Source organism: Gordonia sp. (in: high G+C Gram-positive bacteria) (assembly GCF_020438995.1).
Taxonomy (GTDB): Bacteria; Actinomycetota; Actinomycetes; order Mycobacteriales; family Mycobacteriaceae; genus Gordonia.
The window spans coordinates 1-25,794 of record NZ_JAGQTN010000282.1; the positions used below are offsets into that span (position 1 = coordinate 1).

The 25,794-nt window shown below is 65.0% G+C and carries 25 protein-coding genes and 1 pseudogene; 7 read left to right on the forward strand and 19 right to left on the reverse strand.

Going from position 1 to position 25,794, the window contains the following annotated elements; genetic code table 11:
- Positions 1 to 244: 244 nt before the first annotated feature.
- Positions 245 to 1,639, forward strand: a complete 1,395-nt coding sequence (locus KDB67_RS20020; protein ID WP_291019760.1) for an IS1380 family transposase — start codon at positions 245 to 247, stop codon at positions 1,637 to 1,639.
- 170 nt (positions 1,640 to 1,809) lie between these two features.
- Here KDB67_RS20020 and KDB67_RS20025 read toward each other — a convergent pair whose 3' ends face one another.
- From KDB67_RS20025 to KDB67_RS20060, 8 genes are all read right to left on the reverse strand, one after another.
- Positions 1,810 to 2,088: a hypothetical protein gene (locus tag KDB67_RS20025; RefSeq protein ID WP_291019763.1), complete on the reverse strand. Its 279-nt coding sequence runs from the start codon at positions 2,086 to 2,088 to the stop codon at positions 1,810 to 1,812.
- 51 nt (positions 2,089 to 2,139) lie between these two features.
- Positions 2,140 to 3,180 (reverse strand): Rpn family recombination-promoting nuclease/putative transposase, encoded by a 1,041-nt coding sequence (locus KDB67_RS20030; RefSeq protein WP_291019765.1) that lies wholly within the window; start codon positions 3,178 to 3,180, stop codon positions 2,140 to 2,142.
- A gap of 154 nt (positions 3,181 to 3,334) precedes the next feature.
- Positions 3,335 to 3,766 (reverse strand): DUF4190 domain-containing protein, encoded by a 432-nt coding sequence (locus tag KDB67_RS20035; RefSeq protein ID WP_291019768.1) that lies wholly within the window; start codon positions 3,764 to 3,766, stop codon positions 3,335 to 3,337.
- A 259-nt stretch (positions 3,767 to 4,025) separates the two neighbouring features.
- On the reverse strand, positions 4,026 to 4,415 hold the full coding sequence (locus KDB67_RS20040) for a type II toxin-antitoxin system VapC family toxin (protein ID WP_291019771.1): 390 nt from the start codon (positions 4,413 to 4,415) through the stop codon (positions 4,026 to 4,028).
- The gene (locus KDB67_RS20045; protein ID WP_291019773.1) at positions 4,409 to 4,675 is read right to left on the reverse strand and encodes a type II toxin-antitoxin system prevent-host-death family antitoxin; all 267 of its coding nucleotides are present in this window, start codon (positions 4,673 to 4,675) and stop codon (positions 4,409 to 4,411) included. The genes KDB67_RS20040 and KDB67_RS20045 overlap by 7 nt, the downstream gene beginning before the upstream one ends.
- Before the next feature lie 151 nt (positions 4,676 to 4,826).
- Positions 4,827 to 5,825: a DUF4190 domain-containing protein gene (locus KDB67_RS20050; protein ID WP_291019775.1), complete on the reverse strand. Its 999-nt coding sequence runs from the start codon at positions 5,823 to 5,825 to the stop codon at positions 4,827 to 4,829.
- A 183-nt stretch (positions 5,826 to 6,008) separates the two neighbouring features.
- Positions 6,009 to 6,440: a hypothetical protein gene (locus tag KDB67_RS20055; RefSeq protein ID WP_291019777.1), complete on the reverse strand. Its 432-nt coding sequence runs from the start codon at positions 6,438 to 6,440 to the stop codon at positions 6,009 to 6,011.
- A gap of 5 nt (positions 6,441 to 6,445) precedes the next feature.
- Complete coding sequence (locus tag KDB67_RS20060; protein WP_291019779.1) at positions 6,446 to 7,447, reverse strand: Rpn family recombination-promoting nuclease/putative transposase; 1,002 nt, start codon at positions 7,445 to 7,447, stop codon at positions 6,446 to 6,448.
- A gap of 197 nt (positions 7,448 to 7,644) precedes the next feature.
- Between KDB67_RS20060 and KDB67_RS20065 the strand changes: the two genes are divergently transcribed.
- On the forward strand, positions 7,645 to 8,508 hold the full coding sequence (locus KDB67_RS20065; protein WP_291019782.1) for an ATP-grasp domain-containing protein: 864 nt from the start codon (positions 7,645 to 7,647) through the stop codon (positions 8,506 to 8,508).
- A gap of 151 nt (positions 8,509 to 8,659) precedes the next feature.
- Here KDB67_RS20065 and KDB67_RS20070 read toward each other — a convergent pair whose 3' ends face one another.
- Together KDB67_RS20070 and panB are read right to left on the reverse strand one after the other, a co-directional pair.
- The gene (locus tag KDB67_RS20070; protein ID WP_291019785.1) at positions 8,660 to 9,637 is read right to left on the reverse strand and encodes an Rpn family recombination-promoting nuclease/putative transposase; all 978 of its coding nucleotides are present in this window, start codon (positions 9,635 to 9,637) and stop codon (positions 8,660 to 8,662) included.
- 63 nt (positions 9,638 to 9,700) lie between these two features.
- Complete coding sequence (gene panB / locus KDB67_RS20075; protein WP_291019788.1) at positions 9,701 to 10,546, reverse strand: 3-methyl-2-oxobutanoate hydroxymethyltransferase; 846 nt, start codon at positions 10,544 to 10,546, stop codon at positions 9,701 to 9,703.
- A gap of 293 nt (positions 10,547 to 10,839) precedes the next feature.
- Between panB and glnA (KDB67_RS20080) the strand changes: the two genes are divergently transcribed.
- The 4 genes from glnA (KDB67_RS20080) (at position 10,840) to KDB67_RS20095 (ending at position 16,919) form a co-directional block, all read left to right on the forward strand.
- Positions 10,840 to 12,180 (forward strand): type I glutamate--ammonia ligase, encoded by a 1,341-nt coding sequence (glnA, locus tag KDB67_RS20080; RefSeq protein WP_291019791.1) that lies wholly within the window; start codon positions 10,840 to 10,842, stop codon positions 12,178 to 12,180.
- Positions 12,181 to 12,214: 34 nt separating this feature from the next.
- Complete coding sequence (locus tag KDB67_RS20085; protein ID WP_291019795.1) at positions 12,215 to 15,226, forward strand: bifunctional [glutamine synthetase] adenylyltransferase/[glutamine synthetase]-adenylyl-L-tyrosine phosphorylase; 3,012 nt, start codon at positions 12,215 to 12,217, stop codon at positions 15,224 to 15,226.
- On the forward strand, positions 15,219 to 16,196 hold the full coding sequence (locus KDB67_RS20090; RefSeq protein ID WP_291019798.1) for an endonuclease/exonuclease/phosphatase family protein: 978 nt from the start codon (positions 15,219 to 15,221) through the stop codon (positions 16,194 to 16,196). The genes KDB67_RS20085 and KDB67_RS20090 overlap by 8 nt, the downstream gene beginning before the upstream one ends.
- Positions 16,197 to 16,268: 72 nt before the next feature.
- Positions 16,269 to 16,919 (forward strand): heme oxygenase (biliverdin-producing), encoded by a 651-nt coding sequence (locus KDB67_RS20095; protein ID WP_291019800.1) that lies wholly within the window; start codon positions 16,269 to 16,271, stop codon positions 16,917 to 16,919.
- A gap of 9 nt (positions 16,920 to 16,928) precedes the next feature.
- Here KDB67_RS20095 and KDB67_RS20100 read toward each other — a convergent pair whose 3' ends face one another.
- The 3 genes from KDB67_RS20100 to glnA (KDB67_RS20110) all read right to left on the reverse strand — a co-directional run bounded on the left by KDB67_RS20100 (position 16,929) and on the right by glnA (KDB67_RS20110) (position 20,176).
- Positions 16,929 to 17,114, reverse strand: a complete 186-nt coding sequence (locus tag KDB67_RS20100) for a hypothetical protein (RefSeq protein WP_291019803.1) — start codon at positions 17,112 to 17,114, stop codon at positions 16,929 to 16,931.
- Between the two features lie 118 nt (positions 17,115 to 17,232).
- Entirely contained in the window at positions 17,233 to 18,471 is a 1,239-nt protein-coding gene (locus tag KDB67_RS20105) for an oxygenase MpaB family protein (RefSeq protein WP_291019805.1), read from the reverse strand.
- Positions 18,472 to 18,742: 271 nt separating this feature from the next.
- Complete coding sequence (glnA, locus tag KDB67_RS20110; RefSeq protein ID WP_291019807.1) at positions 18,743 to 20,176, reverse strand: type I glutamate--ammonia ligase; 1,434 nt, start codon at positions 20,174 to 20,176, stop codon at positions 18,743 to 18,745.
- A gap of 320 nt (positions 20,177 to 20,496) precedes the next feature.
- Between glnA (KDB67_RS20110) and KDB67_RS20115 the strand changes: the two genes are divergently transcribed.
- Positions 20,497 to 20,994, forward strand: coding sequence for an RDD family protein (locus tag KDB67_RS20115; protein WP_291019809.1), 498 nt, complete (start codon positions 20,497 to 20,499; stop codon positions 20,992 to 20,994).
- Between the two features lie 27 nt (positions 20,995 to 21,021).
- Here the strand turns inward: KDB67_RS20115 and KDB67_RS20120 are convergent, their stop codons facing one another.
- From KDB67_RS20120 to sucB, 6 genes and pseudogenes are all read right to left on the reverse strand, one after another.
- The gene (locus KDB67_RS20120; protein ID WP_291019811.1) at positions 21,022 to 21,543 is read right to left on the reverse strand and encodes a hypothetical protein; all 522 of its coding nucleotides are present in this window, start codon (positions 21,541 to 21,543) and stop codon (positions 21,022 to 21,024) included.
- Between the two features lie 15 nt (positions 21,544 to 21,558).
- Complete coding sequence (locus KDB67_RS20125) at positions 21,559 to 22,305, reverse strand: DUF4191 domain-containing protein (protein ID WP_291019814.1); 747 nt, start codon at positions 22,303 to 22,305, stop codon at positions 21,559 to 21,561.
- Positions 22,306 to 22,393: 88 nt separating this feature from the next.
- Entirely contained in the window at positions 22,394 to 23,404 is a 1,011-nt protein-coding gene (gene lipA, locus KDB67_RS20130) for a lipoyl synthase (protein WP_291019816.1), read from the reverse strand.
- Positions 23,401 to 24,129 carry a lipoyl(octanoyl) transferase LipB gene (gene lipB, locus KDB67_RS20135; RefSeq protein WP_291019820.1) on the reverse strand — a complete coding sequence of 243 codons (729 nt, stop codon included), beginning with the start codon at positions 24,127 to 24,129 and terminating at the stop codon, positions 23,401 to 23,403. The genes lipA and lipB overlap by 4 nt, the downstream gene beginning before the upstream one ends.
- Positions 24,130 to 24,136: 7 nt before the next feature.
- Positions 24,137 to 25,022: pseudogene (locus KDB67_RS20140) on the reverse strand (TIGR01777 family oxidoreductase).
- 5 nt (positions 25,023 to 25,027) lie between these two features.
- Positions 25,028 to 25,794 (reverse strand): 2-oxoglutarate dehydrogenase, E2 component, dihydrolipoamide succinyltransferase (gene sucB / locus KDB67_RS20145; RefSeq protein ID WP_291019818.1); only part of this gene is annotated, 767 nt, incomplete at its 5' end.

Sequence of the window (25,794 nt, forward strand, 5' to 3'; positions counted from 1 at the left end):
AAGCAACCCCCGCGTCGTCAAACGCAAATACACCAAATGGCACGTCAAACGAGCACACCACCAGCACTGGCCCCAACCCGCAGGGCCACCCACCTACACGCCGGTGCGCACTAACTGAACGGTATTGAGCTTAGCCTCGGCCTTTCATGCTGATTTCGTGTCGTAATCAGAGAATGGTGCCCTGACCTGGGATAATTCGACTTGCGAAGGTCCGAATTTCTCATGATCGAGGAGCACCATTCAGGTGAGTAAGTCTACGTCGTTCTACCCGTCGATGCGTGTTTCTGGTGACGGCGCCGGGGTGGTGTCGCAGGCCGGGGTGACGTTGTTGCTGGCCGCGGTCGCCAAGACCGGTCTGGGTAGGGAACTGTCGACGGCGTTGACACGGTGGCGTAAACCGTCGGCCACCCATGATCCGGGGAAGATCCTGACCGATCTGGCGGTGTCGTTGGCGGTGGGTGGTGACTGTCTGGCCGACATCGATCAGCTACGGTCACGACCACAGGTGTTCGGTCCGGTGGCCTCGGATCCGACGGTGTCACGGCTGATCGCCACCTTGGCCGCCGATGTGAGAGCGGTGTTGTCGGCGATCAACACCGCCCGTGCGGCTGCCCGCCAGAACGCCTGGCGAGCTGCGGGTGCGGGGGCTCCCGATCACGGGGCTGATGGCGCTCATCCGGTGATCATCGATCTCGATGCCACCCTGGTCGGGGCACATTCGGAGAAGGAACAGGCCACCCCCACCTACAAGCGGGGATTCGGTTTTCACCCGTTGTGTGCGTTCGTCGACCACGGCGCCGGCGGCACCGGTGAACCGGTCGCCATGCTGTTGCGGCCCGGTAATGCCGGCGCGAACACCGCCGCCGACCACATCACCGTCACCGGCCAGGCACTGGCCCAGCTTCCGATGACCACCGGCTATCGGGTCGGACGTAAAGTCCTGATCCGCACCGATTCCGCTGGTGGTACCCACGAGTTCCTCGACTACCTGACCCGCCGCCACCTTGGCTATTCGGTCGGGATCGGCCTCACCGGCACCTGGGCGGACCAGATCAGCAACCTGTTGCCCCAGGCTTGGACACCGGCCTATGACGCCGATGGTGTGCAGCGCGAGGGTGCCTGGGTAGCCGAACTCACCGGCGTGCTGGACCTGTCGGGCTGGCCTGCCGGGATGCGGGTGCTGGTGCGCAAAGAACGGCCGCACCCCGGTGCCCAGCTGCGGTTCACCGACCACGACGGACTGCGGTTGACCGCCTTTGCCACCAACACCGGCCATGGGCAACTGGCCGAGTTGGAACTACGGCACCGCCGCCGCGCCCGCTGCGAAGACCGAATCCGCACCGCCAAAGCCTGCGGCCTGACGAATCTGCCCCTCAAAGGGTTCGATCAGAATCAGATCTGTTGTGCCATAGTCGAACTCGCCGCAGACCTGCTGGCATGGATGCAGATGCTCGCCCTCACCGACCACCCCGCACGGCGCTGGGAACCCAAAACCCTACGGCTACGACTGTTCTCCATCGCCGCCCGCCACACCCCTCACGCCCGCCAACACCACCTCAAACTCGACCGCCACGCCCCGCACCTACCCCTGCTCCTCGACGGCATACAACGCCTCACACGACTACCCGCCACCGGCTGACCACACAGCCGCCACCGACCCCCACCCTGAAAGGAACCCCCTCGGGGCCGTGAACCCCGACGTCCACCGACGCATCGGCAAACCCGTCACGGCCTGACCCCGGAAATCGGTCCTCAGACCACCAATCCGGGACGCCTCCCCCGGCACCACCACCCCACGAAACATTGAGGCTAACTGGCGAGGATGTCGTCGAGGGTCTTTGCGCCCTGGGCGAGCTTGGACGCCCATAGCCAGATTTGCTCCCTGGTGGCGTGTGCCACACGGCGGCGGGTGTTGTTGTCGAGGGCGCCGAATTCGCCGGCGAGCATGTACGTCAGTAGCGATGCCTGTGTTTCGGTAAGCCCTTCGGCGTACCCCTTGGCATATCCTTCAGCGTAGCCCTTGACGTAGAGCTGTTCTGCGGTCGTCGCGAGTGTCTCCTGTGCGGCGGGTGGGTTCTGGCCATCCACGTCCGTAGCGTCCGCGTCGTCACCGGCTGGGCGGTATGTGTTCCATGGGTGTCAGCTGCGGAAGACCTCGTCGAGGGTTTCTACACCCTGAACGAGTCTGGAACTCCACAGCGTGATCTGCTCCTGGGTGGCGTGAGCGACACGGTCGTGGGTGTCGTTGTCGAGGGTGCCGAACTTGACGGCGAGCATGTCCGTCAACAGCGATGCTTGACCTAGTGCCTGGCCTTCGGCTCGGCCTTCGGCTTGTCCTTCTTCTCGTCCTTCTGCTCGGCCTTCGATGAAGCCCTTGGCGTGGAGTTGTTCTGCGGTGGTCACTGCTGCCTCCTGCGCGGTGGGTCCGAGTGTTCCTGCGAAGCGGATCAAGTGTTCGGTGGGTGTGGTGCTTGTCTTTAGAAGATACGTGAAAATCGCGTTGAGCAGCCGTTCGTGGTTCCATAGGCCCGTCAGATGGATGAAGTCGTCGAACCATTGGCCGAGCCAGGTGGTGACATCAGCGTCGCCTGGCGCTTTCGTGAACACAACGAACGTGATGCGGGCTGCTGGGGTGAGGGGGCGTGCCCGCAGGGCCACGTCGTCGATGGTCGTCAGGTCATCGAGGAAGTAGCGCACACGCGGCATGAGGTCACCCGCGTCGGCTTTGAGTTCTGTGTCGGCGTCGATGAGGCCGGCGATGTCGGTGGCGGCGGTCCAGCGGCGGGGGCCTTGGTAGATGACGATCGGGATGATCAGCGGCAGCGGTCCGGTCGAGGCGGTTGTCGGGTCAGCGGTGCGGTGATGCTCCCAGATGCGGGTCTGGTAGATCATCATCCGCAGTGCCATCAACGGGTCTGATGTGCGCTGATGTTCGACGAGCAGGTAAAGGTAGGCGTTGCGGTCACCGGCGGTGGTGCGGAACAGCAGGTCGGTGTGCAGGTGCCGGAGTTCGGGGTCGACGAATGTTCCTGGTTGTGGTTGCAGGTTGGCGAGGTCGATGTGGGCAGCGAGACGTGGCGGCAGGACCGACCGGAGTTCGGAGGCGGCGTTGTCGGGGTCGCTGAAAACCAGCCGGAAGAGGGCGTCGTGTGGTTGGCCGTTCGGTTCCTGGGTTGTCACACAGCGCACCATACCGACGGGTTCTGACATTCCTGATCGATCGTAGAGCGCGAGCCCACGAAACCCGGCTGTCGGAGTCGGTCGTGGCTGATCACCGGACCGGTTGACGGGCTCATGCGGTGGTGCTGATGAATCAGCTCAGATGATTACTCCGTCAGTACGGGCCGTTGGATAGCGAGGCGTAGAAGATGATCAGTGCGATCCAGGCCGCCAGGCCGAGGTAGCCCAGGATCAAACCGGCGATCGCGAGGCCACGGCCACCTTCCCCGGTCCGATTGATCTGCGACAACCCGACGTGCCCGAAGATGATCCCAAGCGGGGCGATGGTCAATCCCATGATCAACGCGACAACCGCCATCGAATTCGTACCACTGGACGCCGGTCGAAATCCGACGGCGCGGTCCGCGGTGACCGGTTGGCCGTCGGGGGTGTAGCCGACGATCGGATAGATCGGCTGGCCGTCGGGGGTGTGGGCGATGGGGGTGGGTGGTTCGGGTGGTGCCGCTCGTGCACGCCGGACCTTCCTTACGTTGAGGACGGCTGCGATTGCCAGGGCGACGAGGAGCAGCGGGAATAGTAGTTCCACTATCGATCGACCCCGACTGGGACTGGGATGAATGGCCATGTCGGCCAGATCTCTTGGCGCGCTACCTCAGCGGCCGAATTGCTCCCCAAACGTTGGGGGGCTCGTCATGTGTGGGTTTCTCCTGTCGCGTTGCTGGTCAGGATGGACCAGGGGAGAACCGTTGGGCAATCGGCCGTATGGGCGACATGCCGGGTTCGTGGTCTCTCCGGTCGCCGATGACGTGCGATCTTTGGTTGTTCCGCGGTGGTCGTCACTGGCCCTATTCGGGCGCGACTACGTGAATCCCGGCAGCCGTTGCCGCTCGTGCGAGTTCGGCATCGTAGGTGAACAACTCGTCGACGCCGAGGCGGAGAGCAGTTGCCAGGTGGATGGCGTCGTTGGACCGCAGGGGAGCGTGGGTGCCGGCTGAGATCAGGTCACCTCGGGTGATGTCGGCGAGGATGACCGCGTCGAGAACGGTGGTGATGGAATCGATCGGGATCACGGCGGGATTCCGGCCCGCGGCGCAGTGCAGTTCGGTGTGCAATAGCCACGACGCGGCGAGCTTACGGTCGGACGTTGTCGTCAGCTCGGTCACGAGTGCTTCGGACTCCGGTTCGTCTACCACCAACTTCATTGCTGCCGACGTATCGAGGTAGGCGGTCACCATCGTCCGCGTACATCCTCGATAATTGCTGCCGACGACATGGTGGCGGTGGTCCGCCGAATCGTCGCGATCGAAGCCACGCTCGTGCGGGCCGCGCGGGCGGTTCCGGCTGCGATGGAGGCGTCGAGCGGATCGTTGCCGACCGGCACGATCAGTGCCGCCGGGCGGCCATGGTTGCTCACCTGCAGCGATTCGCCCGCCTCGACACGACGCAGCACCTCGGCGCTGTTGTTGCGCATCTCGCGATGGGTGATCGAATCCATGTAGCGCATCGTAGCAAGTGTGCGACCGATACGTTCGACAGTCGTCGCCGTACGTTTGTGTCGATACGGATGAAAGAAATGATTTGAGGTTGCTGCTGGTCCCGGATTCCGGGATTCATCGCAATCTCAAACGCATTCTTGGTGGTGATCGCTAATATGCCCCGTTGAGTAGTGACGCGTAGAAGATGATAAGGATGATCGACGCCGCCAGGCCGATATAGCCCAGTATCAATCCGGCGATCGCGAGTCCGCGGCCACCCTCCCCGGTCCGTTTGATCTGCGACAACCCGATATGCCCGAAGACGATTCCCAGCGGGGCGACGGTCAAACCCATGATCAGGGCGACGATCGCCATTGAGTTGGTGCCACCGGGGGTCGGCCGCAATCCTACGACGCGGTCCGCGGTGACCGGTTGACCGTCCGGGGTGTAGCCGACAATCGGGTAGATCGGTTGGCCGTCTGGGGTATGACCGATGGGAGCTGGTTCGCCGACTGGCTCCGCGGCGGCGTTCTGTCGATTCACGTTGGTGCGGACGATCATTGCTGCGACAATGCTGCTGATAGTGAAAAAGAAGACCACTATTTGTATTTGTAGCGACCTTTCGTCCGAGCTCCAGGAGAGCTCAGTTAGCTCGAGTGTGGCGTAACAATCAATCCTGCCACTGCTGTCATCAAAACACCAATCGCCGTGTCGAAATCTCTCCCAGTCCCTGTCCCATAGCGCATACAATGAACTGAAAAACAGTTCTTCCAGCGCTTCGTTCAGGGATCTGACTACGTTAACCGCGGTTGTGACTAAAACGGCGATCAGTGTCGCGATATATGGCCATACACTACCAGTACTGGGATTATTGCGTTCTGTAACATTGCGTGTCCGTGCCAATTGGACCTTGATCAGGCTTCCAGCAGAAATCAGGGCGACGACTAGGCACGTATACGGAGCGATTCTCCATACGAAACTCGGTACGATATCGAAGATTGGTGTGAAATCATCGATCAGTGTCCATATCATTCTGCTCAACGGATTGACCGGCCACCAAAGTGTCGCCCCGATCAGGACTAAGAGGAACGGCCATGTCGGCCAGCTCTCTTGGTTGCCTACCTCAGCAGGTGGATTGTCCCCCAGCTGTTGGGGGGGGGGTGTCGTCATGTGTGGGGTTCTCCTGTCGCGTCGCTGGTCAGGATGGACCAGGGGAGAACCGTTGGGCAATCGGCCGTATGGGCGACATGCCGGATACTGGCCCGTGGATGCCGACGACGTGCCGCGCGCAAGTCTTCTATCTACACTGGGATCCGTTGCAGTCAGTGAGCTTTGGTGACGTCTTCTGTCCCGCTAACTATCGAAGATGTCGTCGAGGGTTGCTGCGTCCTGGGCGAGTCTGGAAGCCCAGAGCCAGACCTGCTCCCCGGTGGCGTGTGCGACACGGCGTCGGGTGTCGCTGTCGAGGGCGCCGAATTTGACGGTGAGCATGCTCGTCAGGAGCGATGCTCGTCCGGCGAGGTGCAGTTGTTCGGCAGTGGTCATCGCAATTCCTGTGCGGGAGGTCCGAGCGCCGTCGCGAATCGGCTCGCCTTGTTTGCTTGTGGTGTCGCTGTGGTCCACGAGGGCGCTCGGGTCAGCGACTTCGCGTTCGGCACGCACGGCGTCGGCTGCCGCGGCAAGCGTCAGGTGGCCGCTGGTCTGCTTCTCGATGAGATCGAAGACCTCGCCGGCGGTGCGGCGCAGTTGTGGTGGGCCGGCGCCGGCGGGGTGGTGCTCGTCCATTGGTGTCAGCTGCGGAAGACGTCGTCGAGCGTTTCGGCACCCTGAACGAGTCTGGAACTCCACAGCGTGATCTGTTCCTGGGTGGCATGTGCGACGCGGTCGTGGGTGTCGTTGTCGAGCGCACCGAACTTGACGGCGAGCATGTTCGTCAGGAGCGACGACTGCCCGGTGGCGTAGCCCCGGTCATGGAGTTGTTCTGCAGTGGTCACGGCTGCCTCCTGTGCGGTGGGTCCGAGTGTGCCTGCGAACCGGATCAGGTGTTCTTCGGGTGTGGTGCTTGTCTTTAGAAGATACGTGAAAATGCCTTTGAGCAGGCGTTCGTGGTTCCACAGGGCCGTCAGGCGGATGAAGTCGTCGAACCACTGGTCGAGCCAGGTGGTGACGTCGTCGTCGCCGGGAGCCCGGGCGAACACCACGAAAGTGATGCGGGCTGCGGAGGTGAGGGGGCGTGCGCGTAGAGCCGCGTCGTCGAGGAGGGTCAGATCATCGACGAGGTAACGCACGTGGGGTAAGAGGTCACCGGCGTCGGCTTTGAGGTCGTTGTCGATGAGGTCGGCGATGTCGGTGGCGGCTGTCCAGTGGCGGTGGCCTTGGTAGATGACGATGGGGATGATCAGCGGCAGTGGCGCCGAGGCCGCGGTTCCTTCGGTGATGCGGTGATGTTCCCAGATGCGGGTTTGGTAGGTCATCATCCGGAGTGCCATCGCTGGGTCGGATGTGCGCTGGTGTTCGACGAGTAGGTACAGGTAGGCGTCGCTGTTGTCGGTGGTCGTCCGGAACAGCAGGTCGATGTGGCGGTGTCGTAGTTCGGGGTCGACGAAGGTTCCTGGTTGCGGTCGGAGGTTGTCGAGGTCGATACGGGCGGTGAGGCGTGGTGGCAACACCGACCGGAGTTCGGAGGCGGCGTTGTCGGGGTCGCCGAACACCAGCCGGAAGAGCGCATCGTGCGGTTGGCCGTTCGGTTCCTGGGTTGTCGCACCGGGGACCATACCGACGGGTTCTGACATTCATTCCTTGGCGATCCTGGAGGGCAGCCCACGTGGACTGGTTGTCGGGCTATTCATGGCTGATCGTCGGACCGGGGCAGGCGCCTACGGGGGTGTGCGATTTGGGCGAGGTCTGCGGTGCTGGTGACGTAAACGAGAGCCCAGCGACCTCGCAAGAGATACGGTTGCGATCTCCGGCCCCGGGATAGCTTGAGGGCATGCAACAGTTGGTTATGTTCGGCCAGAGCGTCAGCGATGCTGCGCAATTCGGTCCGCTACTCGACCACCCGCGATACCGGGTCTACTACAGCTACGGTCAGGGCATTCCCGACGACCTTGAACCGGGATTCCTTTTCTGGGGTGCGGGTCGGTACGCCTGCTCGATGCTTGCCGCACGCGACGACTTCACCCCGTCCAGCGCTGGTGCCCAGTGGATGTCGGGTCTACCCACCGAGTTCACCGGCCGAGTCGTCCACAACTGCACCCTCGCCGAACTCATCAACAGTCGAGCCGTATGGGATCGAGGCTCGGTCTGGCTCAAACCCGCCGAATTGAAGCACCCTGCCCTGCCTCCCAGCCAGTGGACGAGGGATCGAATCGCAGGCGTAGTCGTGACGAACCCGGAACTGGGTGGCGTATCGGTTCAGTGGACGAATACGATCATGGACTTTGCCGCTGAGTTCCGGTTCTTCGTCGTGGATGGCGATGCGGTCACCGGGTCTCCCTATCTGGTGGACGGCGTGGCGGACCACAGTGCTGGGCGCTCATGGTCCCGTTATGCCGACGCACATGCAGTGGCACGCGACTTCGCTGTCGCACTTGCCGGGTCAAGCCCGCGAGCACTCGTCCTCGACATCGGGTGGGATCGGACCCGCCGAGGGTGGTTCATCGTGGAGGCGAACAGACCGTGGTCGTCGGGGCTGTATGGTTGCGACCCGGATGAGGTCGCCGCTGTGATCGAGGTGAGCATGCGCGACGATTCGCGGTGGGAGTGGAAGCCCGATCCGGTCGTCTGGTCGTACGCGGAAACCCTTCGCCCGGTATCGGGCACGAGACTGTCTTCGGGCTTATGGCTGGTTTAGGGCGTCGAGAAATCGCGACGATCAGACCGCTGGGCCTGTCTCCGAGGCACTTTCGGACCGGACATGTATTGCGTTGGGACCCTGTCGATCTTGCGCGATGGTGGCGTGTTCCCCGGACCGGATCACCGGGGAACAGGCCAGTCCGTTGATATCAATTGCGGAAGATGTCGTCGAGGGTATTTGCGCCCTGAACGAGTCTGGAACTCCACAGCGTGATCTGCTCCTCGGTGGCATCAGCGACGCGGTCGCGTGTGGTGTTGTTGAGGGTGCCGAACTTGAGGGCGAGCATGTTCGCCAACAGTGAAGCCTGTCCGTCGACATGCCCGGTGACATAGCCCTTGGCGTGGAGTTGTTCTGCGGTGGTCACGGCTGCCTCCTGCGCGTCGGATCCGAGGGTGGTTGCGAACTGGATCAGGTGTTCGGCGGGTGTGGTGCTTGTCTTTAGAAGATACGTGAAAATGCCCTTGAGCAGGCTTTCGTGGTTCCACAGGGCTGTCACGTGGATGAAGTCGTCGAACCATTTGCCGAGCCAGGTGGTGACGTCGTCGTCGCCTGGTGCTTTGGTGAACACGACGAAGGTGATGCGGGCTGCCGGAGTGAGGGGGCGTGCGCGTAGTGCTGCGTCGTCGAGGGTGGTCAGGTCGTCGACCAGGTAACTGACGTGGGGCACGAGGTCGCCGGCGTCGGCTTTGAGGTTGTCGTCGATGAGGTCGGCGATGTCGGTGGCGGCGGTCCAGCGGCGAGGGCCTTGGAAGATGACGACGGGGATGATCGGGGGTAGCGGTGCATCCGCGGCCGCAGTGGTGCGGTGATGTTCCCAGATGCGGGTTTGGTAGGTCATCATCCGGAGTGCCATCGCTGGGTCGGATGTGCGCTGGTGTTCGACGAGTAGGTACAGGTAGGCGTCGCCGTTGTCGGTGGTCGTCCGGAACAGCAGGTCGATGTGGCGGTGCTGTAGTTCGGGGTCGACGAACGTTCCTGGTTGCGGTCGGAGGTTGTCGAGGTTGATGCGGGCGGTGAGGCGTGGTGGTAGCACCGACCGTAACTCGGAGGCGGTGTTGTCGGGGTCGCCGAACACCAGCCGGAAGAGCGCGTCGTGTGGTTGGCCGTTCGGTTCCGGGGTCGTCACACCAGGACCATACCGACGGGTTCTGACATTCCTGGTTGGCCGGCAGCAGCAATATTCAGAGACTCAGTAGGAGTGTTCGGGGCCGGGGAAGACGCCTCGGCGGACCTCGTCGGCGTATTGTTCGGCGGCCTTGCGGAGGTCGCCGCCGACGTCGGCGAAGCGTTTGACGAACTTGGCGGTGCGGCCGTGGGTGAAACCGGCCATGTCCTGCCAGACGAGGACCTGGGCGTCGGTTTCGTTGCCGGCGCCGATGCCGACGGTGGGGATGGTCAGTTTGCGGGTGATCTGGCCGGCGAGGTCGGCGGGCACCATCTCCATGACGACGGCGATCGCGCCGGCTTCCTGGACGGCGATGGCGTCGGCGATGAGCTGGTCGGCGCCGTCGCCGCGGCCCTGGACGCGGAAACCGCCGAGTCCGTTGACGGACTGCGGGGTGAAACCGATGTGTGCGACGACGGGGATGCCGGCGGCGGTGAGTGTGGCGATCTGGTCGGCGACGCGTTCGCCGCCTTCGAGCTTGACCGCGTGGGCGCCGGTCTCCTTGAAAATGCGGATCGACGATTCGAGGGCCTGCTGCGGGCCGGCCTCGTAGCTGCCGAACGTGAGGTCGGCGACGACCAGTGCGTGCGGGGCGCCGCGGACGACGCCGCGGATCAGCGGGATCATCTCGTCGAGGGTGACCGGGATGGTGGTGTCATAGCCGTAGACGACGTTGGCGGCCGAATCGCCGACCAGCAGGACGGGGATGCCGGCGTCGTCGAAGATGCGGGCGGTGGAGTAGTCGTAGGCGGTGAGCATCGACCACTTCTCGCCGTCGGCCTTCATCTGCGCGAGATGGTGCACACGCATCGCGCGGCGGGGCTTGGCAGGGGTGGTGGAGGCAGCACCGTAGACCGAGGTTTCGGACATCGTTGTCTCATTTCGTTCCTCGAGTCCTGCGTCGCGCAGGTACCCGGGCGGGTAGGACAACACGTATTCTCCACCTGCCGAGCGTTCGTTCGCACCCGACCGCCCTGTGGTTTTACTCACATCGCGACGTCCACGGCGACGGCCGGCGATCTCACACGGCTGTGTCGTGACAGTGAGCCGACTATGCGACCTGCGTCTTATATATTGAGATTTCTTTAGCAAAGTTGCAGGTTATCGCATCGGAATTGTGAATGTAACACGGATTTAACAGGCGGCTCCTACTGTCCGATGGCATGGATCGCCAAAAGGAATTCGTGCTCCGGACCCTCGAAGAGCGTGACATCCGATTCGTTCGATTGTGGTTCACCGACGTCCTCGGATATCTCAAATCAGTGGCGATCGCCCCCGCCGAACTCGAGGGCGCCTTCACCGAGGGCATCGGCTTCGACGGCTCGGCCATCGAAGGTTTCTCCCGTGTCTCCGAAGCGGACACCGTCCTCAAGCCGGACCCATCGAGCTTCCAGATCCTGCCGTGGACCACCTCCAACGGCCGTCACCACTCCGCCCGCATGTTCTGCGACGTCGCGATGCCCGACGGCACCCCCAGCTGGGCCGACTCGCGCCACGTGCTGCGCCGCGGGCTCAACCGTGCCGCCGACCTCGGTTTCAGCTGCTACGTACACCCCGAGATCGAGTTCTTCCTCCTCAGGGACGCACCGCTCGACGGCACCCCCCCGACCCCCGCTGACAGCGGCGGCTACTTCGATCAGGCCGTCCACGACGCCGCACCGCACTTCCGCCGGCACGCCATCGAAGCCCTCGAATCGATGGGTATCTCCGTCGAGTTCTCCCACCACGAGGGCGCCCCCGGTCAGCAGGAGATCGACCTGCGCTACGCCGACGCCCTCTCCATGGCCGACAACGTGATGACCTTCCGTTACGTCATCAAAGAGGTCGCCATCTCCGAAGGCAGCTCCGCCACCTTCATGCCCAAACCGTTCAGCGAGTACCCGGGCTCGGCCATGCACACCCACATGAGCCTGTTCGAAGGCGACACCAACGCCTTCCACAACCCCGACGACCCCATGCAGCTGTCCGACACAGGCAAGAAGTTCATCGCCGGAATCCTGCACCACGCCAACGAGATCAGCGCCGTCACCAACCAGTGGGTCAACAGCTACAAACGACTTATCCACGGTGGCGAAGCGCCGACGGCCGCCAGCTGGGGACGCGCCAACCGATCCGCGCTCGTCAGGCTTCCGCTGTACACCCCCAACAAGGTGTCCTCACGCCGCGTCGAGATCCGCAGCGTCGACTCCGCGTGCAACCCCTACCTCGCGTTCTCGGTCCTGCTGGCCGCCGGGCTCAAGGGGATCACCGAGGATTACGAACTTCCCGATGAGGCCGAGGACGACGTCTGGGCGCTGACCCCGGCCGAACGCCGGGCCATGGGCTACAAGGAACTTCCCGGCAGCCTCGCCGAAGCCCTTGTCGCCATGGAAGAGTCCGAACTCGTCGCTGAAACCCTCGGTGAGCACGTCTTTGACTACTTCCTGCGTAACAAGTGGACCGAGTGGACCAACTACCGCAGCCACGTCACCCCTTTCGAACTGCGCAACTACCTGCCGTTGTAAAGATCGGTCACGCCGACCGGCTACCGTTTCAGGGGTGAGTACCTTGTACGGGCGCGCCAGCGTGCCCAGCGCTGGCCGCCTCGGGCTACTCGACGGTTCCGCAGCGGCCGATCTCGCCGCGCTGGGCTGGAGCAACGAGAAGTCGATCGACGTGCTGTGGTCGCTGTCCCGGGCACCCGACGCCGACCTGGCGTTGCGGGCGCTGATCCGGATGCACGATGCGGTAGGGGCGGAGTGGGCCGAGATCGACGCCGAAATCCGCACCAACAAGGCGTTTCGGGGTCGGCTGTTCGGCGTTCTCGGATCGTCCGACGCCATCGGTGACCACCTCGTGGCGGAAACGTCGAGTTGGCGCCGACTCCTGTCCGACGAACTGCCCGACCGCGACGAACTGTTCCGGCAGATGCTCGCCTCGGTCGGCGCGCAGCCCGAACCCGAAGAAGTCGCGAAAGGAAATCTCGTCTACCGAGCTGCCATCACCGGGCCCAAATCGGTTGTGGCGCTGCGGATCGCATACCGCAATCTCCTGCTGGAGCTGGCGGCGCACGACGTCGCGTCCACCGTCGAGGACGAGCCGGTCATGTGGTTCCCGAATGTGGGTGCCTACCTGGCCGACCTCGCCGACGCCGCGCTGACCGGTGCGCTGGCCGTCGCCTACCGGGAGGTGTTCGGCGACAAACCGATCACGGTGCGACTGGCCGTCATCGCGATGGGCAAATGTGGCGCCCGGGAACTCAACTACGTCAGCGACGTCGATGTCGTGTTCGTCAGCGAACCCGCCGACGGCAAATCCGCGCGGATCGCCGGCGAGATGATGCGGGTGGGCACGCTCGCGTTCTTCGAGGTCGATGCCGCGCTGCGCCCCGAAGGAAAGGCCGGCGCACTCACCAGGACACTCGAATCGCATCTGGCGTACTACAAGCGGTGGGCCAAGACCTGGGAGTTCCAGGCGCTGCTCAAGGCACGGCCGATGACCGGCGATATGGGACTGGCCCGCGAATACTACGACGCCGTCAACCCGATGGTGTGGCACGCCGCCGAACGCGACGACTTCGTGCCCGAAGTGCAGGCGATGCGCCGTCGCGTGGAATCACTTGTGCCCGAAGAGCTTCGGGATCGAAACCTCAAGCTCGGCAGTGGCAGTCTGCGCGATGTCGAGTTCGCCGTCCAACTGCTACAGATGGTGCACGGTCGCGTCGACGAGAAGCTGCGGGTACAGGCGACCGTCGACGCTCTGGCCGCACTCACCGCCGGCGGCTACGTCGGGCGCGACGACGGTGCCAACCTCAGCGCCTCCTACCAGTTCCTGCGCCTGCTCGAACACCGGCTGCAATTGCAGAAACTGAGCCGCACGCATCTGCTGCCCGCTTTCGATGACGAACCCAACATGCGCTGGCTCGCGCGGGCCGCGCACATCCGGCGCCAAGGAGACAAGAGCGCCACCGAAGTGCTGCGCGCAGAGATCCGGCACCAGAGCCTGCGGATCCGGCGGCTGCACGAGAAACTGTTCTACCGTCCGCTGCTCGAATCGGTCATCCACTTCAACGCCGACGAACTGACGCTGAGCAGCGCGGCTGCTCAGCGACGGCTCGCGGCCCTGGGCTACGCCAAACCCGACCGGGCACTCAGCCACATCCGGGCCCTCGCATCGGGGGCGGGCCGCCGCGGGCAGATCCAGTTGCTGATCCTGCCGCAGTTGCTCGAACTGATCGGCCGCACCCCCGACCCCGACGCCGGTCTGCTCAACTACCGCAACCTGTGCGACGAACTCGTCGACCAGGACTGGTTCCTGCGGCTGCTGCGTGATGACGGCGTCGTCGCCGAACGGCTCATGAAGCTGCTCGGTACCTCCGAGTTCATCGCCAATCTGCTGATGCGGTCGCCCGAGACGATCCGGCTGTATTCCGACGGCTCTCACGGGCCCAAGCTGTGTGAACAGCAACCCGAGGATGTCGCCAAAGGCCTCATCGCCTCGACAGTGCGTCAGCGTGACCTCAAACGTGCCGTCGCCGTCGCCCGTTCGCACCGGCGTGCCGAACTGGCCCGCATCGCCTCCGCCGACATCCTCGGCATGATGGATGTGCCGCAGGTGTGCGCGGCGTTGTCGTCGGTGTGGGCGGCCGTACTCAACGCCGCACTTTCCGTTGTCATCGACGAATCGGTCCGGCAGCGCGAGGAACCGGCACCCGCGAGAATGGCCGTCATCGGTATGGGCCGGCTCGGCGGGGGAGAGCTCGGCTACGGCTCCGATGCCGACGTCCTGTTCGTCTGCGACCCCGAACCGGGCGTCGATGAGGAGACCGCCGTCAAATGGGCCAGGACGGTCGCCGAGAACGTGCGCACCATGCTCGGCTCACCCAGCCAGGATCCGCCGCTGGAAGTGGACACCGGGCTGCGCCCCGAGGGACGCAACGGTCCGATCGTGCGCACCTTGGCGTCCTACGCCGCCTACTACGACCAGTGGGCGCTACCGTGGGAGATCCAGGCGCTGCTGCGCGCGCACCAGGTGGCCGGTGACAACGATCTGGGTATCGCGTTCCTGCACATGGCCGACCGTATCCGCTACCCCGAGGGCGGGGTGTCGGGTGAGGCGGTCAAAGAGATCCGGCGTATCAAGGCACGTGTGGACTCCGAACGGCTCCCGCGGGGCGCCGACCCGATGACGCACACCAAACTCGGCCGTGGCGGACTCGCAGACATCGAGTGGACCGTCCAGTTGCTCCAGCTCAAGTACGCGCACCGCTACCCGGCACTGCACAACACGTCCACCCTCGAATCTCTCGACGCCATCGGGTCGGTCGAGTTGCTCGGCGAGAACGACGTGGCCCTGCTCAAGGAGGCGTGGCTGACCGCGACCAAAGCGCGCAACGCGCTTGTCCTGGTGCGCGGCAAGCCCGTCGACCAGCTTCCCGGTCCCGGCCAGCAACTGCGGCAGATCGCGTACGCGGCCGGCTGGGCGGAGGACGAGGGAGCCGAGTTCCTCGAGCACTACCTGCGGGTCACTCGCCGGGCCAAGGTCGTCGTCCGCAAAGTATTCGGTGGCTGAGAAGGAGCGGGGCCTGATCTGGCGCGCGCTGCAGTTGGCGGTCCTCGGCGCGGCCGGCCTGATGGTCGGGGTCACGCTCATCGCGGTGCTCCTGCACTACGTGCCGTTCCGCGGGCCGCTGTTGATTGCGCTCACCAGCGGTGTGCCGTTCCTCGTCGGTGTCGCGTTCATACCCGTGGTGATCTTTGCCGGTCTCAGGCAGTGGATGGCCACCGGAGTCGCAGTCCTCGCCGCGGCGGCGCTCGTGCACACTCAGGTTCCGCTGGTGGTGAGTGCCGACGCGCCCGAAGGTCAGTCGATCACCGTGGTCTCGGTCAATCTGCTCAAAGGGCATGCCGACCTGGGCGCGGTCGAGGCGCTCGTCCGTGACAGCGGCGCCGACATCCTGTCGCTGCAGGAAGTGACCACCGATTGGCTCGACAGGGCCCGGGTCAGCGGTATCGCTCAACGCCTGCCGTACGAGCATTCCGAGGTGGTCCCGTTCGCCGCGGCAGCCGGGTCGGCCCTGTTCAGCCGGACCCCGCTGCGCGGCCACGGCGTCCTGGATGACACCGCCTTCAAGAATCTGCGGGCAGTCACCGACCTGCCCGGCGCGCGTGGCACCAGGGTGCTGGTGATTCATCCGGCCGCGCCCACCGGGGATGCGCAGGACTGGGTGAACGACACCGACGCCATCCGGAAACACCTGCACGCGCTCGGTGACGGACCGGTCATCGCGATCGGGGACTACAACGCGACCTGGGATCAGGCCCGATTCCGCGGAATCCTGCGCAACGGGTACGCCGACGCCGGTGAACAGGCCGGGTCGGGCTTCCTGCCGACGTACCCGACCAACGGCAGGCTCGGCAACCGGCCGGTCGTGGCAATAGACCATGTGATCACCAAGGGATTCGTCGCGACGTCGGTCCGCACACATTTCGTGGCCGGCTCCGATCATCGGGCGCTCGTGGTGAAACTGGTGGCGGCGTGAGTTGTGATGTTGTCGCCAGTTCGCGTCCCAGCCTTTCGGGAGCGGCCTTCTGCTGGTATCTGTGGTGACACTATGAGCAGCGTTACTCTGGGCGAACAGCCGTCCATCTCAGCGAGCCTCCGGGATGCGACCGCGCAGGCGCATGAGCGCGCCGAAGGTTCCGATTTCATCGGCGACCTGATGTCGGGCCGTCTCGACGCGCGGGCCTACCGGACTCTCGCAGCTCAGCTGTACTTCGTCTACCGAGCGCTCGAGGCGGTCGGCGACGACCTCAACAGCTCCGACGAGGCCCGCCCCGTCGTCGCACCGATCTTCGACGAACGGCTGCGCCGCCTGCCCAGCCTCGCCGCTGATCTGGACTCGCTCGGTGTCGACATCGACGCTGTCGAACCGCTTCCCGCCGTGGCTCGTTATGTCGAAGCCATCGATGACACCCGTAACGATCCCGCCCGCTTCGTCGCACACCACTACACGCGGTACCTCGGCGATCTCAGCGGTGGTCAGGTGATCAAGAGCCGGATGATCGCGCACTACGGCATCGATAAGAACTCGCTGACGTTCTACGCCTTCGACGGCATCGACAAACTCAAGCGGTACAAGGACGGCTACCGCGACGCGCTCGACGGACTGCCCATCGACGATGCCGCTCACCGGCGACTCCTCGACGAAGCAGTCCGGGCCTTCGAATACAACGAGGCACTGTTCGCCGAACTCGCCGCCTGAGCGGGGCGGTCAGAGGACCTCGACGACCTCGCCCGCCTTCAGCACGATCTGATTGCGGTTGTCCGAACTCATCACCAGCTCGATCAGTCGGTCATTGGTGCCGTGTTTACAGTTCTTGCGCACCGTACCGTGCCAGTTCTCGATGGCGATACGGTCTCCGGGGGCCAGGTCGTCGGCGAATCGTGTGCGGTACATAACACTATGGTCCCGCTGTGATGTCCGACTTGCGAGAGCCCTAGGTCCCAGGCTGACCAGGCAAAACACCCCTACTGTCTGGTATGGAAAGCCGACGGCGGACGATCATCAGTCGACGTCACCGGGGGTCGGCGGGTTCAGGTACCTCATGCACGTGAGTCACGGAAGCGCCGATGATCGCCTCCGTGTCGCCGATGATCGTGCGCAAGAAGGACTCCTGTTCTCGTAAGCCTCGATCAGCAGCGCGGCGCGCACCGCCCGGCAGCGTCCACGCGGCCAGGCTGCGTGCGCCGTTGACCGGAATTCTGATCATCGGATACCACGGTGGCATGTACGTCGGCAGGCCCAAGGCCCTCATCGTCCGCGGTCCGAGAAACGCGGTGGTCACCGACAGGTGCTGAGCCCACGCCAGTCGACGCCGGAGTCGTCTCGCTCTGCGGTAGTGCCAGGACAGTGGATCCGCCGCCATCGGCGTCGACAGCATCCGAGTGGTTTCGTCGGGTAGCGCGAGTGCGGTGGAGGTGTGGTACAGGATGCGGATCGCGTCGCGGAATGACCGCGGCAACCATTCGTCCCGAACCCCCATCAACCAACCCACGTAACGCGTCAGATGTGCCACGCAGTTCAACTCGCGGGGCGTGGCCAGGACCCCCATCCCCAGCGCACCCAGCGGTGGGACGACCAGTGTGCCGATCAACGTCGCCGCCATATCGGTTTGGTTGATCGGCACCCCCCATCGGTCGGGCCGCCAGTCCGGTAGGGCCCCGACATGCCGGCGAACCATGGCGTGCACGAACCGGACATGGACGGTGGATCGGTACCCGGCGCCGAAAGGGTCGAGCGAACCTTCGCCGATGACGTCGAGGCCCCACCGCATGGTCTCGGCGAACCGCTGGTTCGACCCCTTCTCCAGCGCGCCGGTGCGCAGCAGCGTCTGATTGAACCCGGAGAACTGGTAGCCACCGAGCAGTGCGACATCGCGAGCGATGTACATGCCGTCAGCTCCGCCGCGTCGCAGTACCTGCTGCCCAACCCTCAGCGCCTCCGGATCAACCCAATCCGGTGGTGTTTCAATCGATGCGAAGAAGTCCTGCAACGGTTTCGGCGCATCGGGGACGGATGCGACCCCCTCGGCCAGTGCACGCTCGAACTCAGTACGCAGCTTCTTCAGGCCGCCGGGAGGCGCCGATGCCACCAACGAATCCATCGGATCGTCACCGATGCTGAGTTGGTCTCCGAGTCTGGTCCACTGGCCCGCATCGGGCTTGCCGATACGCAACGCTGCCGCAGCCAGCGCGATCGCTGCTGGAACCGGGCCGGGGTGATCAGGGTGCCGAGCTGGAATCGACGTGGACATCGTTGAGCTCCTTGTTCGCATGAGGTGGTGATCCGCGACGGTTCGGCAATTGGGGTGGCCCTGGCTGTTGGGTAGATCATCACCGGCGACGCAGTCGTGTGCGTCGTTCCGACACGGAATGTACGCTGCTGCGCGAACGTGACCGGCCTGATCGAACACGGATTCCGGCAGTCCGGTATCGGCCGACGACAAAACGGCGGCCGGTGCCTGAGATGTACTCGGGCACCGGCCGCCGTTCGGCGATCACCGGTGAGGGCGCAAGCCCGCGGGATCAGCAGTCGTAGTACAGAGCGAACTCGTAGGGGTGCGGGCGGATCTGCACCGGCTCGATCTCGTTCTCACGCTTGAGCGCGATCCAGGTCTCGATGAGGTCCTCGGTGAACACGCCACCGGCGGTGAGGTACTCGTGGTCCTCTTCGAGCTTGTCGATGACTGCGGCCAGCGAGGTGGGGGCCTGCGGGATGCCCTTGGCCTCCTCCGGCGGGAGCTCGTAGAGGTCCTTGTCGACGGGCTCGTGCGGCTCGATCTTGTTCTTGATGCCGTCCAGGCCGGCCATCATCATCGCCGCGAACGCCAGGTACGGGTTGCCCGAGCTGTCCGGGCAACGGAACTCCAGGCGCTTGGCCTTCGGGTTGTTGCCGGTGATCGGGATACGCACACAGGCCGACCGGTTGCGCTGGCTGTAGACCAGGTTGATCGGGGCCTCGTAGCCGGGGACCAGACGCTTGTACGAGTTGACGGTCGGGTTGGTGAACGCCAGCAGCGACGGTGCGTGGTGCAGGATGCCGCCGATGTAGTAGCGAGCCAGATCCGACAGACCCGCGTAGCCCGACTCGTCGTGGAACAGCGGCTTGCCGTCCTTCCACAGCGACTGGTGGGCGTGCATGCCCGAACCGTTGTCGCCGAACAGCGGCTTGGGCATGAACGTGACGGTCTTGCCGGCCTGGTAGGCGGTGTTCTTGATGATGTACTTGAACAGCAGCACATCGTCGGCCGCGTGCAGGAGCGTGTTGAACTTGTAGTTGATCTCGGCCTGACCGCCGGTGCCGACCTCGTGGTGACCGCGTTCGAGGGTGAACCCGGCGTTGGACAGGTTGGTCGACATCTCGTCGCGCAGATCCACGTAGTGGTCGTACGGTGCGACGGGGAAGTAGCCGCCCTTCGGCCGGACCTTGTAGCCCAGGTTGGGGCTGCCGTCGGGATCGGTGGGCGAACCGGAGTTCCACCAGCCCGACTCCGACTCGACCTCGTAGAACGTGCCGTTCATCTGCGAGTCGAACGACACCGAGTCGAAGATGTAGAACTCGGCCTCGGCACCGAAGAAGCAGGTGTCGGCGATGCCGGTGGAGGCCAGGTAATCCTCGGCCTTGCGGGCGACGTTACGCGGGTCGCGGCTGTAGGCTTCGCGCGTGAACGGGTCGTGGACGAAGAAGCTCAGGTTCATCGTCTTGGCCTTGCGGAACGGATCGATCCGCGCGGTGGCCGGGTCGGGCAGCAGCATCATGTCGGACTCGTCGATCGACTGGAAGCCGCGCACCGAGGAGCCGTCGAATGCGAGGCCTTCCTCGAACACGTCCTCGGTGAACGCCGATGCGGGGATGGAGAAATGCTGCATCACGCCGGGCAGGTCGCAGAAGCGGATGTCGACGTACTCGACGCCCGACTCCTTGATGCCCTCTAGTAGTTCTTCGTTGCTGCTGTACACCGTCCGGTGACTCCTTCGTGATCGGTTGCCGGTCTCCCGGCGCCGGGAGCGAAGCTCGTGTGCATCCTGGCCCCACCGGGACCTCGGCGCGTACTCGCCTCATCCGCCGCCGAGCTTCCAGCGGCGAATCTCAAGTCAGAACGCTATGGAGCCGAGGTTGCCCAGGAGTCAAGCCTGTGTTTCCCCTGTGTTACGTCGGCGGCCTGTTCTGGCGCTGTCAACACTATTCCTCCGGACGGTCCGATGGGGTCCACATCGCCGGGCCTGTCGCATGGAGCTACCGCCGGGCGGGCTGTCGAGTGACCTCTACTATGGAGCGCATGGGTCGAGTAACCGGATCGTGGCTGTCAGGTCCCCAGATCAACGGTGGGGACGACGTCGAATACCGGGGAGCCGATCTCGGCCTGCCGCAATCGGGGCCGGGATCACTGGCGACCGGCTGGACACGGGTACTCGGGCTGCTCATCGACTGGGTGCTGGCATACGGCCTGAGCCTGCTGTTCACCTCGCTGACCTCGCCCTACCTGGGCACCATCGTGCTGGGCGTGTGGTTCGTCATCGGCGTGGTCGCGGTATCGGTCTTCGGGTTCACACCGGGACAGTTCGTGGTGGGAATGCGTGTGCTGCGCGTCGACCTCGGAACCGACCGCGCCACCGCCGAGGTCACGGGGAAGACGGCCCCGGCGGCCGTCGGTATCGTCCGTGCCGTGGCGCGGCAGGTCTTGATCGTGTTCCTGGTGCCCGCGTTGATCAACGACTACAACGGCCGGGCGCTGCACGATCGGGCCACCGGGACGGCGCTGATCCGTACCCGCTGATCAACCGGAGTCGGTTGCTCCCGGAGCTCAGTCGGTGACGATGTCTCCGGCCATGACCTGCTTCAGGAGGTCGACGGCCGGGGGACCGGGCTCCGCCTTGCTCGCCGAGTCGTCACCGCTTGCCGAGTCGCCACCACCGGCCTGTGCGTAGGTGGCGTGGACCGCGATACATCCGCCGTCGGCCTTGCGCCGGACCTCACCGGTCCGGACGTCGCTGTTGGTGCGTTCGCGGATGCTCCACACCCACTTGCCGTTGCCGCCGCATTGATCGACTGTCATGACCGTCAGATAGTTGGCGCCCCGCGTCGGCGCGCCGAGTTGTGCGGCGGTGACGGCGTCGGTGAGTCCGGCCAGATCCCTGTCATCGCCCTTGGGAGTCAGCAGTACGGTGCTGTCGGCACCGCGTGCCTGCCATCCGCTCGGAGCCTTTACCTGCACGGTCACGCCGCCGGAGAGGTCGAAGCCCTGGGCGGCCGGGTCCGATGTACAGCCCGACAGTCCCGCCGCACACGCCAGGACGACGCCCGCCGCGACCACGGTTCGGTTCACGTTCACGTCCGCGGCTCAGCTACGGCGCCGGGCGGTGCGCTGCATGCCGCGCATCTTGGCGCCCGTGGGCATCGGGCCTTTCGGCATGGCCGCGGCACCGGTCTTGCCGCCGAGCGCCTGCAGGCGGCCGTCGAGCGCGTCGATCCGCTTGCCGTCGATGTTGCGCGGCAGCTTGTTGATGTGGCGCTCAAGCTTGGACAGCGGCACCTGACCCTCGTCGTTGCCGACGACGATCTCGTAGATCGGGGTGTCGCCGACGACGCGGGCGGCCTTCTTCTTCTCTTGTGCGAGCAGCTGCTTGACACGGCCGGAATTGCCCTCGGCGACGAAGATGACGCCCGGCTTACCGATCACGCGATGTACGGCGTCGAGATGGGTGGTACCGACCACGGCCTGCTTGACGCGCCACTGGCCACGCATGTTGCCCAGTGCCCAGCCGGCCGCACCTGGTTGCCCCTCGGCCTTCTTGAACACCGAACTCTGCACGCGGCGCCCGAACAGGATGAACGCGGCGAGTACACCGAGTACGACGCTCAGCGGGATGAACAGCCACACTCCGCCGACCAGTAGACCCAGCAGCACGCCGAGCGCGACGACGAGGAGAAACACCCCGACCATGTACGGGATGAGGCGCTTGTCGTCCTTGCGCTGCATCTGGAACGCCTGCCAGAGCTGTGTGCGCCGTTCCTTGGATGCCTGCTTACGCGCCTGTTTGGCCGCGGCCTTCTCTTCTTTGGTGACCGCCGACTTCGCCTTTGCCATGCCGGCCAGTTTACGTGGTGGACTCAGCCGTGGGTGCCCGGGTTCGCCGCCTGCGAACGCGGCCGACCCGTGGCACGTGCCGATCCCGTCAGCGCGCCATCCGCGCCAGCACGCTGGAGGCCTCCTGGCTGGCCGAGCCCTCGTCGGCCAGATGCGCCATCGCCGGTGACAACTCACGGCCGTGGCGGGCCATCGCCTGCGCGTACAGCCGCCCGGCGCGATACGACGAACGCACCAGCGGCCCGGCCATCACACCGGCGAAACCGAGTTCCTCGGCGAACTCCGAATGCTCGACGAACTCCTCCGGCTTGACCCAGCGTTCCACCGGATGGTGTCTCGGGGACGGACGCAGGTACTGCGTGATCGTGACGATGTCGCAGCCGGCGTCGTGCAGATCGGCCAGGGCCTCACGGACCTCGTCGGGGGTCTCACCCATGCCCAGGATCAGATTGGACTTGGTGACGAGTCCGAAATCGCGTGCCGCGGTGAGTACTTCGAGGGAACGCTCGTAACGGAACGCGGGCCGGATGCGTTTGAAGATGCGCGGCACCGTCTCCAGATTGTGCGCTAGCACCTCGGGGCGGGCGTCGAACACCTCGGCCAGCAGATGCGGCTTGGCATGGAAGTCGGGGATCAGGTTTTCCACGCCGGTTCCCGGATTGAGGCGGTGGATGGCGCGCACCGTCTCGGCGTACAGCCAGGCACCCTCGTCGGGCAGGTCGTCGCGGGCCACACCGGTGATCGTCGAATAGCGCAGACCCATCGCCTGAACGCTTTCGGCGACGCGGCGCGGCTCGTCGCGGTCGAGTTCGGACGGCTTGCCGGTGTCGATCTGGCAGAAGTCGCAGCGCCGCGTGCACTGTTCGCCACCGATCAGGAACGTCGCCTCGCGGTCCTCCCAGCATTCGTAGATGTTGGGGCAGCCCGCCTCCTCGCATACCGTGTGCAGGCCCTCGCGCTTCACCAGGCCCTTGAGCTCGGTGTACTCCGGGCCCATCGTGGCGCGGGTCTTGATCCACTTGGGTTTGCGCTCGATGGGGGTCTGCGCGTTCCGGATCTCCAGGCGCAGTAGCTTGCGGCCGTCGGGTGTGGTTGTCACTGTGGTGATCCTACGCGCGTCGGGGTCACCGGGCCGTCCGTGGCGGGGCCCGTTGATCGGGGAGCGTCCAGGGCACCGGCGATCCGGGCGGCGACATCTTCGAGGACATCTGCGACTGACAGTGACCTGCCGAGTTCGCGGGCCAGGGAGGTGACACCGGCGTCGGCGATGCCGCAGGGCACGATCGCGTCGAACGCCGACATGTCGGGGTCGACGTTGAGGGCGATGCCGTGCAGCGCAACACCGCGGGCCACCCGAATACCGATCTGCCCGAGCTTGCGTTCACCGTTGTCGTCGCGGATCCACACCCCGGACCGGCCGTCGACACGTCCGGTGGTGACGCCGAGACCCGCGCACACCTCGATCAGCGCCGACTCCAGCCGCCGTACGTAGTCGACCACGTCGAGCGGTTCGGCCAGCCGGATGATGGGGTAGCCGACGAGCTGCCCGGGGCCGTGCCAGGTGATGCGCCCGCCGCGGTCGACGTCGATGACGAGGGAACCGTCGGTGGGCCGGTCGGAGTCCTCGGTGCGCTTGCCCGCGGTGTAGGTGGACGGATGTTCCAGGAGCAGCAGCACGTCGTGGTCCAGCGTGCCGTCGGCACGATCGGCGGCGAGCCGGTGTTGCAGGTCGTAGGCGTCGCGGTAGTCGACGACGCCCAGCCTGCGTACCTCGACGGGTTCGGTGCTCATACGGGCACCGCGTGTTCGGGTGACCGTGGGGATATCGGTGTCAGGCACTGGCGTACTCCAGTGCCGACTCGATGTCGGGGTGGGTGAAGGCGAAACCGGTATCGGTGAGCACCTGCGGTACAACGCGCTGGGAATGCAGAATCATTTCCTCCGCCATCTCGCCGCCGAGCTTGCGGACCACGAAACCAGGCACCACCAGCCGGGCCGGCCGGTGCAGTGCGGAACCGAGTGCCTTGGCGAAGTCGGTGAACCGCACCGGATTCGGGGCGCACAGATTGACCGGGCCGCTGATGTTGTTCTCGATGATCGTCACGATCGCCGACACCTCGTCGGGCAGGGTGATCCAGGAGAAGTACTGGTCGCCGTCGCCGAACGTGGCGCCCAGACCCATCCGGAACAACGGCTTGAGCCTGCCGAGGAGCCCGCCGCGCTCGGCGATCACCGGTGCGGTGCGCAGCAGCGCGACATTGACGCCCGGTCCGGCGCCGGAGGTGGCGGCGTCCTCCCAGTCCCGGACCACCTCGGCGAGGAAACCCGAACCCGCCGGATCGGTTTCGACTGCGGCATGGGATCCGGTGTCGCCGTAGAAGCCGGTGGCGCTGGCACTGACGAACAGCGGTACCCCGGCCGTGGCGGCGGCCTCGGCCAGCACCTCGGTGGGGGTGATCCGGGAGTCGCGGATCTCCTGCTTGAAACGCCCCGACCAGCGGTGGTCGCCGATCCCGACCCCGCCGAGACCCACCAGGGCCTCGACGCCGGTCAGGGTGTGCGGGTCGACCCCGCAGGTCTCGGGATCCCAGTAGTGCTCGTCATCGGCCCGGACCTGCCTGCGCACCAGCCGGATGACGGTGTGGCCGGAGCCGCGCAGGGTGTCAACGAGGGCTGAACCGATCAGCCCTCGTTGACCCTGCGACGGCGATCCTCATGGCGGCTACAGACCGAGATCCGCGGCGAACGAACCACCTTCGAGACGCTTCTTGACCGTGGTCAGGAAACGACCCGCGTCGGCGCCGTCGATCAGCCGGTGATCGTAGGTCAGTGGCAGGTACGACATCGAACGGATGGCGATCACGTCGGAGCCGTCCGGTTCGGTGACGACCACCGGGCGCTTGACGATCGCGCCGGTACCGAGCATGGCCGCCTGCGGCGGAACCAGGATCGGGGTGTCGAACAGAGCGCCCTGGCTGCCGATGTTGGTGATGGTGAACGTGCCACCGGCCAGCTCGTCCGGCTTGAGCCCGCCGGTCCGGGCGCGGGCGGCGATATCGGCGATGGCCCGGGCCAGACCGGCGATCGACAGGTCGTCGGCGTTGTGGATCACCGGTGACAGCAGACCCTGGTCGGTGTCGACGGCGATGCCGAGGTGGACATTGCCGTAATAGGTGATCTCCTTGGCGCCCTCGTCGATCGAGGCGTTGACGTTCGGGTGCGCCTTGAGTGCCTCGACGACCGCCTTGGCGATGAACGGCAGGAAGGTCAGGTTGACACCTTCGGATGCCTTGAACGATTCCTTGGCGGCCTTGCGCAGAGTGACGATCTTGGTCATGTCGACCTCGAAGACCTGCGTCAGCTGAGCGCTCTCGTGCAGCGATTCGCGGGTCTTCTTCGCCGTGATGAGACGGATCCGGTTGGCCTTCTGCGTCGTTCCGCGCAGCGCGGCGAGCTCGGGCCGGACCTCCGCGGCGGCCGGAGCACTCG